Genomic DNA, 13,908 nt, shown 5'->3' with positions numbered 1-13,908 from the left:
GGGGCGCGGGCAGTATGCCCGCCTGTGAAACCGATCGATACAACCGGTGCAGGCGATATTTTTGGAGGAAGCGCCGTGGCGCGTCTTCTGAAAACTGGGAAAGAGCCTGACTGCCTGACGGTGGAAGAGCTGGCGGCTATTGCGGCGTTTGCATCCACCGCGGCCAGTCTTTCAACCCAGGTGACGGGAGGAATTCCCAGTATCCCGTCTGAGGAGGCGGTTCTTATGCATCTTTGCACCGGTAATGCATAGGCGTACCAGTGCAGCGCTGTGTAAATTCCTGTGATATAGCACCATCTATCTGCGCCAGGTACACGCCCGCGAAGCCAGCCGTATGCGTATGGCAGCAGGAACATATATGGGGAGGGGCCAAGTATGATAAGAGTAATTATAGCGGACGATGAGAAGCTGATCTGCCGGCTTGTTCAGGCCCTGGCCGATTGGGACTCACTGGGAATGGAGGTGGCAGGCACTGCGGAAAACGGCCTGGAGGCTCTTCAGCTGGTGGAGGCTCTGGAGCCTGATATTCTGATCACGGATATCAGGATGCCGGGATGCGACGGCCTTGAATTAATCCGGCGGGCCAAGGAACTGAGACCGCAGCTTGAAGTTGTGATTATCAGCGGTTATGCTCATTTTGAATATGCACAGAGCGCGATCCAGTTTGGTGTAGGCAATTATTTACTGAAACCGATTAAAAAAGAAGAGCTGATGGATACGCTCCGGAAGATGAAGGAGCGCTGTGAGGCCCGGTTTGATAAAGAGGAAGGGATGGCGCAGCGCCATCAGAACAGCCAGAAGGATCTGAGACGCCTCCGCAGCAGCCTTGTAAAAGACCTGTTGTCGCCCAATCCCCCGGAATTGACGGAGGAAATCCTTCACGATACATACCATTTTCAGATACAGGGAGACGCCTATCAGGTTTTTCTGCTGAAAATAGACTGTGATGTGAGGAAGGTCGGCGGCTCTCCCTATGAGCTTTTGCGGGAGAAGGCGAGGGAGATATTTGAAAACGGGCTGTCGGAGGTTTGCCCCGAATACCATCTTTACTTTCAGGATTATACGGGCTACGGCATTTTAAATTATGAATCGTCGAAAAGGGGAGAAGTGAGAAGGCACCTGAGAGAATGCCTGAACCTGCTGGACGCCAAAAAGAACCTGTACGGGCCTGTAGAATTTACACTTTCTCTGGGAACGGCGGTGAGAGAATGCGGCCGTCTGGTTACTTCGCTTGAGGAAGCCAGAGGCGCGGTGCTGGAACGCCTTGTGGAGGGACCGGGGCGGCTTCTGGAGGCCACTCCCGTAGGTTCGGGAATAGAGAAGCAGAATCTTCTGGATAAATATGTAAAGGCGACGGAACATGCCATTGAAACCTTCAGTCTGGAGGAGGCAGCCTCAGCCTGCATGATGCTCAGGCAATCGGCCATTGAAACCCACGGGATCTGCGGCAGGGAGATTTATGAGCTGGCGCTTGCGGCGGGCCACCTTTTTATCGCCAGATGTGCCGTCGGAAACGTGGAAGGAATGAAACAGGATTTTGAATACCGCTGCCGCCAGTGCTGCCGGGTGGAGGAACTGTTCGCACAGCTTCAGGAGCTTCAGGAGCTTTTGCTGCGTGAGACCGGGGAGCTGAGAAAAAGCGAGGCGGGCCGTCCCGTCAGACTGGCAAAACAATACGTAATGCAGCATTTTCATGAGCCGATTACCCTGGAAGACGTCTGCGAGGCGGCCGGTTTCAGCGTCAGTTATTTCAGCGTTCTCTTCAAAAAAGAGACAGGGGAAGGATTTGCTAAATATCTGACACGCGTCAGGATGGATGAGGCAAAACGGCTGCTGAGGGAGACAAATCTTCCGGTCGCGGAAGTTTGTGAGAGAGTAGGGTACAGCGACCGCAAGCATTTTACCCATACATTCCACAAAACGGCCGGTTTAAACCCTGCGGAGTACAGAAAGCTGTACGGATAGCCGGACTGCAGTAAATCAGACAGAGGAGGGAACAGAATTTGGATAGGAAGAACACAGAGTATCTGTCACACAGAGTTTTTTTGCTGTCTGCAGCGGCTGCGCTGCTGATTCTGTTTTTACTTCTTTTCTGCCTGAAGATGATTATCTTCGAGGAGGGCAGTCTTTGGCCGTTTTTCCTGGGACTTACGGCCTTTCTCGGGATAATCGGAGCCTCTTTTTACTTTGTGGTGAAGCCGTATCTGCGGTTTGAGAAAATGATGCGGCTGTTTACGGACGGCTATACGACGATGGAAATTTCGGATCTGTATGACGTGACCCCTACCCCGGCCGGATACCGCCTGCTTGAGCGTATGAATGATATGATGGATTCTTCTGAGCTGCTGAAGCTGAACAAACGGCAGGCACAGTACCTGGCGCTGCAAAATCAGATTAACCCCCATTTTCTTTATAACACGCTTGAGAGTATCAGGAGTGAAGCGCTGATTGCAGGACTGGGCAGTGTGGCGGAGATGACCGAGGCCCTTGCCACATTTTTCCGTTATACAATCAGCAAGGTCGAAAATCTGGTGTCGGTGGAGGAAGAAATCCAGAACTGTGAAACATATTTCAGAATCCAGCAGTACCGGTTCGGAACACGCCTGAGCCTTTCGATAGAGTGCGATCCCGACGACAGAGACGAGATATACTGCTGCCGCCTACCTAAGCTTACGATGCAGCCAATCCTGGAAAACAGTATTATCCACGGTACGGAGTGTAAAATCGGAAGCGGGCACCTCACCATCCGGCTGGAGCGCAGCGGCAAGCGGCTGCTGATCCGCATCTCAGATGACGGGGTCGGAATGGACGAGGCATCGCTGGCCAGGATGAATGAGAGGCTGGAGAAGAGCGGCAGGGCCTTTGCCTCACAGAATACGGAAACCAAGGGAGGGATTGCCCTTGTAAATGTTAATAACAGAATCCATCTTCTGTTTGGCGAAGAATACGGACTCCATGTATTTTCCATGCCCGGAATAGGTACGGATGTGGAAATTTCTCTTCCCGCAATTACAAGCGACAGGGACATCAAAAATAAAGAGGCATTAAAATGAGAGAAGAAACATTGAGAATGGAGCGTGTCACTTACCGGGAACAGGGAGTAACACAGCTGGAGAATTTCAGCATGTCTATCTGGGCCGGTGAGATTATGGGACTGATGCCTGTGAACCGTCATGGAATCTCCGCTCTTATCAAACTTCTCAGACAGAATCTGCCGCTTCATTACGGGTACGTTTATTACCATGAAAAGCAGGTTAACCACTGGCGGTATTCCGACTCTTCGATGAACCGGATCAGCGTAATTCAGAACAAAAGCTGTCTGGCGGAGGGGCTGACGGTGGCCGACAATATTTTTGTGCTGCGCCCCGGCTTCCGGAAACGCCTGATGCAGCCGAAAATCCTCCGGCAGCAGCTTCTGCCGTTTCTGGAGGATATAGAGATGGACATTGACGCCGATGCCTGCATTGAGGAGCTGTCCCCCTTTGAGCGTTTTGTCGTGGAGCTTTTAAAGGCGGTTGTGGCAGGAAATTACCTTGTTGTCCTGGATGATATCAGCTCCTTTCTCAGTGATATGGAGCTGCAGAAGCTTCACCGGATTCTCCGTCATTATGCAGACAAGGGAATGGCGTTTCTTTATATTGCGCCTCACTATGAAGAGGTAAAGCAGATATGCGACCGTACGGCGGTGATGAAGGATGGACAGATAATCAAATACTTTGTTTTATCGGAGCATGTGCCCGACACTTATATGTACCGCTGGTCCGAGGGTTTTGACAGACGCGTCAGCGAACAGATTGCCAAAAAAGCGGGGAAACCGCTGAAACAGGAGACAGCTTTTCTGGCTGAGGATTTATGCTTCGGAGAGGTGAAGCATTTGAGCTTTAGTGTAGCGCCGGGGGAATGTCTTGTCCTTCAGGATTTAGATAACCGTTTCCTTCCGGATCTGCTGATGGTGCTGTCAGGGGAAAAAAAGGCGGAGCAGGGACATATCAGGATAGGAGATGTGGAGTTCAGGCAGAAACCGGACCGCAGAATTGCCATAATCCAGGAGGTGCCGGTGCAGACAATGCTGTTCTCCAATTTAAGCTATCTGGATAACCTCTGCTTTACACTCGACCACCGCTTTCATGACGTATGGCTCACGAATAAGATTAAAAAAAGCCTGCGGCAGGAATATGCGGAACTCCTCGGTGAAGAAGTCTTTGACCTGAGAGTGGAGGAGCTGTCACACAAACAAAAGTATGATCTGATCTATATGAGAATTCTTGTGCAGAATCCTAAAGTCGTTTTCTGCGTACAGCCGTTTAAAAGAGCGGAGGTCTCAATCCGCATCCATGTTTGGGAACTTCTGGAACGGTTTCTGGATAAAGGGATAGCCGTGGTGATACTGGCGGTTAACCTTGCCGATTCCCTGGCTCTCGCCGACCGGCTGCTCCGGGTGGGAAAAGGAAGAAAGAGGGAAGAGTACGGCAGAAACGAGTTCGGGAACCTTCAGGTGGAAGCGCCTTGGCTCTATCTGTACCAGGAAAAGGAAGAGGAATAACACAAATCCACCATAATTTTTTCAAGTAAATAAGTGATTGGTACAGGCGGCAAAATATTCTTTGCCGCCTTTTTTCTATTATAGGTTTGAGAATTCATGCCCTCCACCGGTTCAGAAACAAATATCCCAATTTATAGTAACAATTGAAATAATAATTTACGGGAACTTTACATCAACGTTACAATTTGGTATAGTAATTTGACATAATTAATTTATTGAAAGGAAGGTTTAGTCAATGTCGGAATTCCTGGATGTTCTGCGTACGGAAAAAAAGTACACGGTTTCCCCTCTCACGGCAGGCCAGATAACGGCCAGGCTGTCATATTTGCTTCCGCTCGATGGAAACTGTGAAAATGCCAAACCATATATTGTTAAATCATTATATTTTGATTCATTGTACAATAGGGACTATATGGAAAAGGGCAGCGGATTAGAATTCAGAAAGAAAATCCGCCTGAGGAGCTATGGGGACGACGGTATCGTAAAGCTGGAATGGAAGCGGAAGCAAGGCTCCAAACAGAGAAAGCAGAGTCTGCTCCTTTCAAAGACGGATGCAGAAAAGCTGATAAGGGGAGATTACCGGTGTCTGCTGGACTATGACGGGGATCTTCCAAAGCAGTTTTACGCGATGATGACGGAGGAGGTCTACCGGCCCAAATGCATTGTCAAGTACAGCAGGCTGGCATTTACGGTTCCGACCAATGATATCAGGATTACATTGGACAGCGGCGTATCGGCGCAGGAAGGGCAGTTTAACCTGTTTCAGGATTCCGTGTCATATTACCCGGTCACGGAACCGGGACGGATTACACTGGAAGTGAAATATAATCATTTCCTGCTTGATTATATCAGAACGGCGCTTTCATCTTTCGAGCTGACGGAGACGGCAAGCAGCAAATATACGGCATCGAGATATTTTGGATTAGGAGGAACTATGTCATGAATGAGGATCTTTTATATTACATAACAAACCATGCGGGCAGCCTGAGTGTGCAGGAGCTTCTGATTAATTTTTTCAGCGCTCTGGTGATAGGTTTTATTATATTTTTGTCATACCGTTTTTCACACTCGGGAGCAGTTTATAACGGCCGCTTTAATGTATCGCTTTGGATGCTTACCATTGTCACAACGATGGTAATGTGTGTAATCGGCAATAATGTGGCGCTGTCACTTGGCATGGTCGGCGCTTTGTCGATTGTGAGGTTCCGTACGGCGATTAAAGATGCCAGGGATGCAGCCTATATTTTCTGGTGTATCGCAGTGGGAATCTGCTGCGGAATTTCTGATTTTGTTACGGCATCCATCGGAAGCGTTACCATATTCCTGCTTATGCTGGCAATCGGCGGAGTGCGCGCCAATACGAGATATCTGCTCATTGTCCGCGGCCTTGGGGGATTATCGGAAGAAGTTGAGACCTCCATTCAGGAACCGTTAAAAGGAAAGGCCCGCCTCTGTGTTAAGAACCAGGGAAGGGACATGGTGGAATATATCTATGAACTGTCGGAGAAGCAGGTGCAGGTCTGGCAGAATGAAAAGCTGAGCCGGAAGCTTCTGGAACTGGAAAAGGTGACGGAAGTGAATCTTGTGGGGCAGAATGATGAGATTTCGTCATAAGGCAAAGGATGAGCCGGATGAAAAAAGACAGGGAAAAAGAAAGAGTGATTTAAAATGGGCGCAAAATGGAAAGCGGCGACTGCCATAATTCTGTTCGGGATATCGGTTTGTGCTGTGTTCGGTTTCTGGAAATACCAGGAGGTCGATAAAAAGGAAGACCGGATTTGGCATCATGAGCTGGCAGCAGGCGCGGATCCGACGCTGGGCAGTGATACAATTCCTGAGGATTATATGGTGGACGAAAGCTTCACCTCACACCTGCCCCTTGTTATCATCGATACGGGTGGAGAGGAGATTGTGAATTATAAATATTATGATAAAGAAACAGATGCCATGTTATATCCGGAGGGCGTTGATGTTTATACGAAGATACAAATTTCAGTTATAGACAATCAGAATTCAGTTAACCGTATTGGAGAACAGCCTGCAATCACATCGTCTGGAAAAATAAAAGTAAGAGGCAATCACTCCGCATTGCTTCCAAAGCATCAGTACCGAATCAAGCTGCTTGATGAAGAAGGGGAAAAATCCGGCCAGCCGCTTTTGGGTATGGAAGCTTCGGATGACTGGATTTTAAACGGGACCCAGACGGATCGCTCTTACTTAAGAACCTATCTGGCTATGAATTTGATGGGGGAAATGCAGCCCTATACGCCCGATTTGAGATATTGCGAGGTTATCATAAAAAAAGGCGGCACATACCGCTATGACGGTTTGTATATGATGATGGAACCGATAGAGCGTGGTACAGGAAGGGTGGAACTCAGCCGTTATTCTCCGGGGAATGCTGCGGTGCCCTATCTTTTGAAACGCGATCGGTATGACGCTTCTGCTTTATCAATTCCTTCCTACTTGGATAACTTCCCGGACAAAAGACAGGACTGGGAATTGGAATGGGATAATGATGCGGTACTGAGCCTGGTTTATCCGAATAAAGATAAAATAACAGGGCAGTCGATACAGAAAATTTCGGATGAAATAACAGAACTGGAAAAAGCTCTGTATTCCGATGACTGGATGGAATTTATTCAATATAGGCAGATGATTGATATGGAATCCTTTTGTGATTATTTTATAATCAACGAGTATCTGACCAGTTACGATGCAGGGCTGCATTCTACCTATTTTTATAAGGATATAGGCGGGAAAATAAAGATGGGACCGGTTTGGGATTTTGACGGAGCCCTGGATAACGGTTCGCATACCTTAACCGATTATAATTATATAGTGATGAAGCAAAGGCCATGGTTTGAATGTATGATTCAGGATCCTGTGTTTGTAAATAAGCTTTGCGACCGGTACAAAGAGCTGCGAAAAGGCATTTTGTCGGACGAAAACGTTAAGGAAAAGGCAACGGAAGGGCTGAAATTTCTGGGAAACGCGATAGAAAGAGATTCTGTAAGATGGGGGACGGAATATGAAGCTTCTTCTTTGGATGAGGTAGTTGAAAAAAGTACAGGGCTATTGGTACAAAGGGACTGTGGCAATGCACAGGGGGAGGTTCAACGAATCATCGATTTTGCCGCCCTGCACGCATCGTATCTGGATCAGCATTTGTATGATATTTACGTACCATGGGATGGGCAGAAAAGGCGGAACAGCGGTTTAGGCATATTATTCATCATCGCATTTTTTGTGTCAATTATTCTGGTCCAGAGAGCAAGGGAAGGTCTTCGATAGAAGGTGGTAAAGATGGGAAAAAAGATTAAGATAGCAAAGCAGGAGAAGAAGGGAACAAAAGAAAAAGTATGGATTGTGATAGCCCTTATCAGCATGGCTGTCTATATAGGCTGGCGTCTTTTCTTCACAATTCCGGATCACAATGTTTATGGATGGCTTGCCACAATCTGCGGTATCTGCCTGGCAGTCTCAGAGACGATTTCCATGCTGGAGGGTACCGAGCATTTTGCCAGACTGGGAAAAAAATCAGAACCGGATATGCCGGTTGTGCCTTTCGGCTGGTATCCCGATGTGGATATTTTGATTGCAACGCATAATGAGGAGACGGAGCTTCTTTATAAAACAGTGAACGGCTGCCGCCATATGGATTATCCGGACAAAAGTAAGGTGCATATTTATATTTGCGACGACGGAAACCGCCCCGAAATGGCGGAGCTGTCGAAAAAAATGCGGGTGGGATATTTCGGCCTGGCGGACAATAAAGAGGCAAAGGCCGGCAATCTAAACCACGCCATTGGCAAAACTACATCGCCCTGGATTGTCACATTTGACTCGGATATGATACCGACCCACAATTTTTTAATGGAGACAGTCCCCTATATTTTCCTTCCCCGTATGAAAAAAAAGAAAGACGGTTCCTGGGAGGAACGTACAGAGGAGGAGAAGAATGAAAAGTACAAGATCGGTTTTATACAGACTCCCCAGAGCTTTTATAATCCCGATATGTTCCAGTACAATTTCTTCAGCGAATCGAGAATCCCCAATGAACAGGACTTCTTCTTCCGCGAGATCAATGTGGGACGGAACAATGCGAACGCCCCTATTTATGCAGGCTCCAATACACTGATATCCAGGGAGGCCCTGGAAGCGGTGGGCGGCATCGCAACCGGGACAATTACGGAAGACTTCGAGACAGGAATTAAGATACAGGCAAAGGGATACAGCTGTTATGCGGTAGACAAGACATTGGCCCACGGACTGGCGCCCACCGATATTGATAATCTGATTAAGCAGCGCGTGCGCTGGGGCCGCGGATGTATTACCTCACTGCGCCGCACGAATCTGCTGTTTAATCCCCATATAAAACTGAATGCCAAAATCAGCTATCTGGCATGCTGGATGTACTGGTGGACCTTTTTCAGAAGGTTTATTTATATTGTTTCACCTATATTATTCATATTGTTTGGCATTCCGGTCGTTATCTGCAGTCTGAAAGAATTGATTTTTATCTGGCTGCCCTCCTATGTCCTGTATAACCAGGCGCTGAAGGTGACATCAGGAGCAATCAGGAATAAGCGGTGGAGCAATACTGTGGATACGGTTATTTTTCCCTATATGATAATCCCGGTTCTGCTGGAAACTCTGTTCATCCGGCAAAAAAAATTCAATGTCACCAGCAAGAGGCGCGATATCGTCAGAAGGTCAGATATCATGCTGGCAATTCCGCAGATGATTCTGCTGGTATTTGACGCGGTGGCGCTGGTTATGGCAGTGGCCGGCGCGCTGCGGACACAAAACTACGGGGCGGCCGTTATTATCTATTGGCTTGTTCTAAACGCCCAGCATCTGATTATGGCACTGTTTTTCATGTCCGGGCGCCGTAATCTGCGGACTACGGACCGCTTTTATGCCGAGGTTCCGGTCGAGATTTCATATCAGGGAAAACAATATTACGGACTGACCTGCGATTTTTCCGAGACAGGACTTGCGGTGCTGTGTGATAAATCCATCTACATGCCCCATGGGGAAGAGCAGATGAGCATAAAAATCAAAACGGATCGATATAAAGCCAAACTGGATGCAAAATGCGTCCATGTGCAGAAGAAGGGGGATAAATGGAAGTACGGAATCCAAATTACCGGCATGGATGGAACGGATAAGGACGAATACTTCCAGATTCTGTATGACCGCGATCACAGTCTGGCAAAGACGATGAGTCCGTCGGTGAGCATGATTGATGATATATTCCTGAATGTCCAGAGACGTTCCGCACACACAAAAAATTCAAAACGCCAGCTTCCGAGGATTGAACTGAACCGGACGATGGAGACTGCGGACGGGAAAAGCATCCGGGTGCTTAACTGCAATTATGAATATCTCCTGGTTGAAGCTTCGGGAGAGCTTCCGGATAAGATGGAGCTTCGGATTCCGGGTACGGAAACAGTAATGAAATGTGTAAAGACAGGCCAAAAGGCCGGACTGTATTATCTGGATAACTGGAAAGAACTGCTTTTTTGCGATGCGTTTGAACAGTTATTTGCCCTGTCGGAAGCAAAAGAAAATAAAGTTAGTTGAAAGAGGTAAACAATTTTGGTTTTCTCCAGTATTGCATTTTTATTTTATTTCCTGCCAATCGTGCTGCTTTTGTACTATACGGTATGCAGGTTCAGTATCAGGCTAAGAAATATCTTTCTCCTGGCGGCCAGCCTGTTCTTTTATGGATGGGGAGAGCCTTATTATATCCTGCTTTTAATCGGATCCTGCGTTTTTAACTGGGCGGTTGCCCTGGCGCTTTCCAAATGGAGAAATGCAGACAGAATATGGCTGGTGATTGGGTGCGCAGGCAATCTGGGAATCTTGTTTCTGTTTAAATATTGGAACTTTGTGATATCTGTTTTGGATGATATCCTGGGATTTGGAACCGGGCTTACGTTGCCGCTTGCACTTCCGATTGGAATTTCGTTTTTTACGTTTCAGGCGCTCAGCTATGTGATTGATGTTTACCGCCGTACCGCTCCGGTTCAGAAAAATTTGCTGAATGTGACTTTGTATATCTCATTTTTTCCGCAGCTTGTCGCAGGGCCGATTGTCCGGTACTGCACGGTGGAGCAGCAGATACATCACCGGACCCACACATGGGATTTATTTTCTTCAGGATGTGTGCGCTTTGTACAGGGGCTGGCGAAAAAGCTGATTCTGGCAAACTCCTTTGCGGTGATAGCAGATAACATATTCTCGATGACTAATGCGGGGCACAGGTTCATGGCAGTCCCTGTGACTCTCGCATGGCTGGGATCTTTTGCCTATACGCTTCAAATCTTTTTTGACTTTTCCGCCTATTCGGATATGGCAATCGGCCTTGGCAGAATGTTCGGCTTCCGTTTCGAAGAGAACTTTTCCTATCCTTACATTTCCCGCTCCATAGGGGAATTCTGGAGACGGTGGCATATTTCACTGGGCGCCTGGTTCAGGGAATACGTCTATATACCGCTGGGAGGTTCACGGGTGGACAGCAAGAGCAGGCTGATCCACAACATGCTGATTGTATGGATTTTAACGGGCATGTGGCATGGGGCAGCGTGGAATTTTCTGTTTTGGGGACTGCTCAATTTTGCATTCCTGGTATTGGAGCGCCTGTTCGAGTTCGAGAAAAGAGAGGGAAAAACGGCCTGGAGACATCTGTACGTCCTTCTGGCGGTTAATCTCGGCTGGGTGCTGTTTAGGTGTGAAAGCTTTTACCAGCTTAAGGAGTATATGGGAAATATGTTCTGGATGAACCAAAACGGATTTTTCAGTCCGTATACCTGGATGTTTCTGAAGGAATATGCATGGCAGTGGGGAATTGGAATCCTACTGTGCACGCCTGCTGCAAAGACGGCAGGCACACGCCTGTTCAAACGGTATCCGAAACTGGCATGGGTGGTGTATCCGGCCGGGATGATGACCGTATTTGCGGCAGCTGTGCTTTATATATCCAAGAGCGGATACAATCCTTTTATTTACTTTAATTTCTGATTTAAGAAAGGAGAGGTATGGAAGAAGACGTAAAAAAAGGAAAACATATTTTTTCTGTGCTGTTTATAATATCCCTGTTCTTATTTTCAGGATTTAACATATTCTTTCATGGCCCTGTACTGCTGGAAGAGATCAAAGAAAACAGGGAGGGATGGCACAATCCCAAACAGGCGGTAAGGGGGATAGAGGAGGAGATGAGCGAAGAGCTGCTTTTTCGCTATCCTCTGATTGAAGGTTACGGCGCTCTTCAGGTGCTTATGGGAAAGAAGGAAGAAAACGCTTTTACCAATTTGAAAGGAAAAGACGGGATGCTCTACGGAGCGAATTTCTGGAACGGCTTTGGGGATGATCAGAAGGAACTGGCTGTCAGAACCCGGAGGCTGCAGGATGAACTGAGCGCCCGCGGGACAAAGATGGGCGCCGTGATTTTCCCGATGAAAGTGCCGGAAGAAAAGGAAGGCTATTATGGATTGCCTTACAATGATTATACGGAGGTGGCGGGAGATTTCGCGGCATGGCTCCGGTATTATAAGGTTCCCCTCCTGGATTTGGAAACTCTTTGTGAGACAAACGGGCTTACGCAGCAGGAGGCATTTTTCCGAACGGATCACCACTGGACACCCAGGGCAGCTTTTGAAGGATACAAAAATATTCTTCAGTGGATGGAGCAGTCGTTCGGAGTTTCCCTGGATCCGGACGGTAAGCTTAAGGATCTTGCTCAATATGAACAGGTAACGCTTCCGGGGTATATGCTGGGTTCCCAGGGGCGGGAGACGGGGCTGATTTATGCCGGAGGAACCGAGGATTATACGGTGATTTATCCAAAAACACCTGGTGAGTATTCTCTGAAACGGGGAATGACAGGGGAATATAAAACGTATCAGGGAAGCTTTAAGGATGCGCTTTTAGATTTGGAGGAGAATGGCCCAGGGCTTGAGAATGTCTATAATGGAAAGGCAGAGCGTGTCTATCTTCACAATGGAGTGGATGAATACGTCTCAATCCGAAATCTCGAAATGGATTCCGGACCGAAGATTCTTCTGCTCAGAGATTCCTACGCAACGCCGGTCGGAGCTTTTCTGGCCCAGTCTTTTTCACAGGTTGATATGTTATGGACGCTTCAGACGGATGAGGAAAAGCTATCAAAGTTTCTGGAAGAAAATCATTACGATTATGTGCTGCTGGCTCTTTATCCCGAAAATCTGAGCGGGCAGGCATTTCCTTTTGGAATGGAGAATAAACCATGAGATATTTAAGACGCATATTGTTTCTTGGCAGTATAGCCGCCATTGCGGGACTGGCCGGCTGCGGCTTTTCAGATGATACGGAGGAAAAAACTGCGGGGGCGGGAGTCAGCGCCCACGGCGCTCTTCACGTAAATGGCCCGGTTCTGACGGATGAGCAGGGCAGTCCCATGGTCCTGCGCGGAACCAGCAGCCATGGAATAACATGGTATCCCCGGTATTTAAACGGCAGCGCGATGAAGACATTGGCGGAGTATGGAGCGAATGTGCAGAGAATTGCCGTGTACACGGAACCGGAGAATGCATACATTGAAGCGCCTGTTCAGAGCCTTAATTATTTATATATGGGAATAGAGAGCGCCCTGGCGGCGGATATGTATGTGATAGTGGACTGGCATATTCTAAAGGACAGTGATCCGAATGAATATGCAGAAGAGGCAAAGGAATTTTTCGCTGAGATAAGCAGCCACTACAGCGGCAATCCTGCAATTCTTTACGAGATTTGCAATGAGCCGAATGGGGATACGGACTGGGATGATATTGTCGAATATGCGGAGCAGATCATTCCTGTAATCAGAGCCAATGCTCCGGAAGCAGTGATACTGGTGGGAACGCCCAATTACTGTACCGATTTTACCGGACCGTCAAAGCAGCCTTTGAAATATGATAATATCATGTACACGATGCACCGCTATATTGATGTTACGGAGGAAAAACCTTGTGAAAATGTGCTGCTTGAATCGGTTGTGGCACAGGGGATTCCCGTCTTTGTCAGTGAATGGGGGACATCGGCGGAGGAAGAAGCCGTCCTAAAGAGCGGGGAGTACGATAATGAAGCAGTAACATATCAGGAGAATGCAAAGCCATTCATTGATTATATGAAAGAACACCGGATCAGCTGGACCGCCTGGGCGCTTGGCAATAAAGAGGAAGCGCACAGCATGATCCGAAGCAGCTGTGATAAATACAGCGGATGGACGTCCAATGACCTGACGGATTTTGGCAGGCTGATATTCTCAAATTTTAAATGAGCCATTGATATGAGTGTTCACGGAGGTTTAGTGTGAAAGAAAGTAGAGGACAGCCCAAAAG

The 13,908-nt window shown here is 47.8% G+C and carries 11 protein-coding genes; all 11 read left to right on the top strand.

The features are described 5' to 3' along the window. The coding region (locus CLOSYM_RS16935) for a PfkB family carbohydrate kinase (protein WP_021643049.1) at window positions 1-252 on the top strand (252 nt) is incomplete at its 5' end. 123 nt (window positions 253-375) lie between these two features. Beyond that, window positions 376-1,965: a response regulator transcription factor gene (locus tag CLOSYM_RS16930; protein ID WP_003504608.1), complete on the top strand. Its 1,590-nt coding sequence runs from the start codon at window positions 376-378 to the stop codon at window positions 1,963-1,965. A gap of 38 nt (window positions 1,966-2,003) precedes the next feature. Next, entirely contained in the window at window positions 2,004-3,053 is a 1,050-nt protein-coding gene (locus CLOSYM_RS16925) for a sensor histidine kinase (protein WP_003504606.1), read from the top strand. Then, window positions 3,050-4,543: an ATP-binding cassette domain-containing protein gene (locus CLOSYM_RS16920; protein WP_021643048.1), complete on the top strand. Its 1,494-nt coding sequence runs from the start codon at window positions 3,050-3,052 to the stop codon at window positions 4,541-4,543. The genes CLOSYM_RS16925 and CLOSYM_RS16920 overlap by 4 nt, the downstream gene beginning before the upstream one ends. A gap of 235 nt (window positions 4,544-4,778) precedes the next feature. Next, window positions 4,779-5,486 carry a polyphosphate polymerase domain-containing protein gene (locus CLOSYM_RS16915; protein WP_021643047.1) on the top strand — a complete coding sequence of 236 codons (708 nt, stop codon included), beginning with the start codon at window positions 4,779-4,781 and terminating at the stop codon, window positions 5,484-5,486. Then, the gene (locus tag CLOSYM_RS16910; protein ID WP_003504597.1) at window positions 5,483-6,157 is read left to right on the top strand and encodes a DUF4956 domain-containing protein; all 675 of its coding nucleotides are present in this window, start codon (window positions 5,483-5,485) and stop codon (window positions 6,155-6,157) included. Before CLOSYM_RS16915 ends, CLOSYM_RS16910 begins: the two co-directional genes overlap by 4 nt. Window positions 6,158-6,211: 54 nt before the next feature. Beyond that, complete coding sequence (locus tag CLOSYM_RS16905) at window positions 6,212-7,837, top strand: CotH kinase family protein (protein ID WP_003504595.1); 1,626 nt, start codon at window positions 6,212-6,214, stop codon at window positions 7,835-7,837. 12 nt (window positions 7,838-7,849) lie between these two features. Continuing rightward, on the top strand, window positions 7,850-10,132 hold the full coding sequence (locus tag CLOSYM_RS16900; protein WP_021643046.1) for a glycosyltransferase family 2 protein: 2,283 nt from the start codon (window positions 7,850-7,852) through the stop codon (window positions 10,130-10,132). A 15-nt stretch (window positions 10,133-10,147) separates the two neighbouring features. Continuing rightward, entirely contained in the window at window positions 10,148-11,572 is a 1,425-nt protein-coding gene (locus tag CLOSYM_RS16895) for an MBOAT family O-acyltransferase (RefSeq protein ID WP_003511178.1), read from the top strand. A gap of 17 nt (window positions 11,573-11,589) precedes the next feature. Further along, on the top strand, window positions 11,590-12,819 hold the full coding sequence (locus CLOSYM_RS16890; RefSeq protein WP_003511180.1) for an alginate O-acetyltransferase AlgX-related protein: 1,230 nt from the start codon (window positions 11,590-11,592) through the stop codon (window positions 12,817-12,819). After that, complete coding sequence (locus CLOSYM_RS16885; protein ID WP_021643044.1) at window positions 12,816-13,847, top strand: glycoside hydrolase family 5 protein; 1,032 nt, start codon at window positions 12,816-12,818, stop codon at window positions 13,845-13,847. The genes CLOSYM_RS16890 and CLOSYM_RS16885 overlap by 4 nt, the downstream gene beginning before the upstream one ends. The last annotated feature ends 61 nt before the right edge of the window (window positions 13,848-13,908 follow it).

The organism is [Clostridium] symbiosum ATCC 14940 (assembly GCF_000466485.1).
Lineage (GTDB): Bacteria > Bacillota > Clostridia > Lachnospirales > Lachnospiraceae > Otoolea > Otoolea symbiosa.
This window is presented reverse-complemented; position numbering and strand designations above follow the sequence as displayed.

What these genes read in the sequence shown, in the direction of transcription:
- CLOSYM_RS16930 (WP_003504608.1), top strand. Translation starts at nt 376, where the DNA reads ATGATAAGAGTAATTATAGCGGACGATGAGAAGCTGATCTGCCGGCTT.
- CLOSYM_RS16910 (WP_003504597.1), top strand. Translation starts at nt 5,483, where the DNA reads ATGAATGAGGATCTTTTATATTACATAACAAACCATGCGGGCAGCCTG.
- CLOSYM_RS16890 (WP_003511180.1), top strand. Translation starts at nt 11,590, where the DNA reads ATGGAAGAAGACGTAAAAAAAGGAAAACATATTTTTTCTGTGCTGTTT.
- CLOSYM_RS16905 (WP_003504595.1), top strand. Translation starts at nt 6,212, where the DNA reads ATGGGCGCAAAATGGAAAGCGGCGACTGCCATAATTCTGTTCGGGATA.
- CLOSYM_RS16915 (WP_021643047.1), top strand. Translation starts at nt 4,779, where the DNA reads ATGTCGGAATTCCTGGATGTTCTGCGTACGGAAAAAAAGTACACGGTT.
- CLOSYM_RS16900 (WP_021643046.1), top strand. Translation starts at nt 7,850, where the DNA reads ATGGGAAAAAAGATTAAGATAGCAAAGCAGGAGAAGAAGGGAACAAAA.
- CLOSYM_RS16885 (WP_021643044.1), top strand. Translation starts at nt 12,816, where the DNA reads ATGAGATATTTAAGACGCATATTGTTTCTTGGCAGTATAGCCGCCATT.
- CLOSYM_RS16920 (WP_021643048.1), top strand. Translation starts at nt 3,050, where the DNA reads ATGAGAGAAGAAACATTGAGAATGGAGCGTGTCACTTACCGGGAACAG.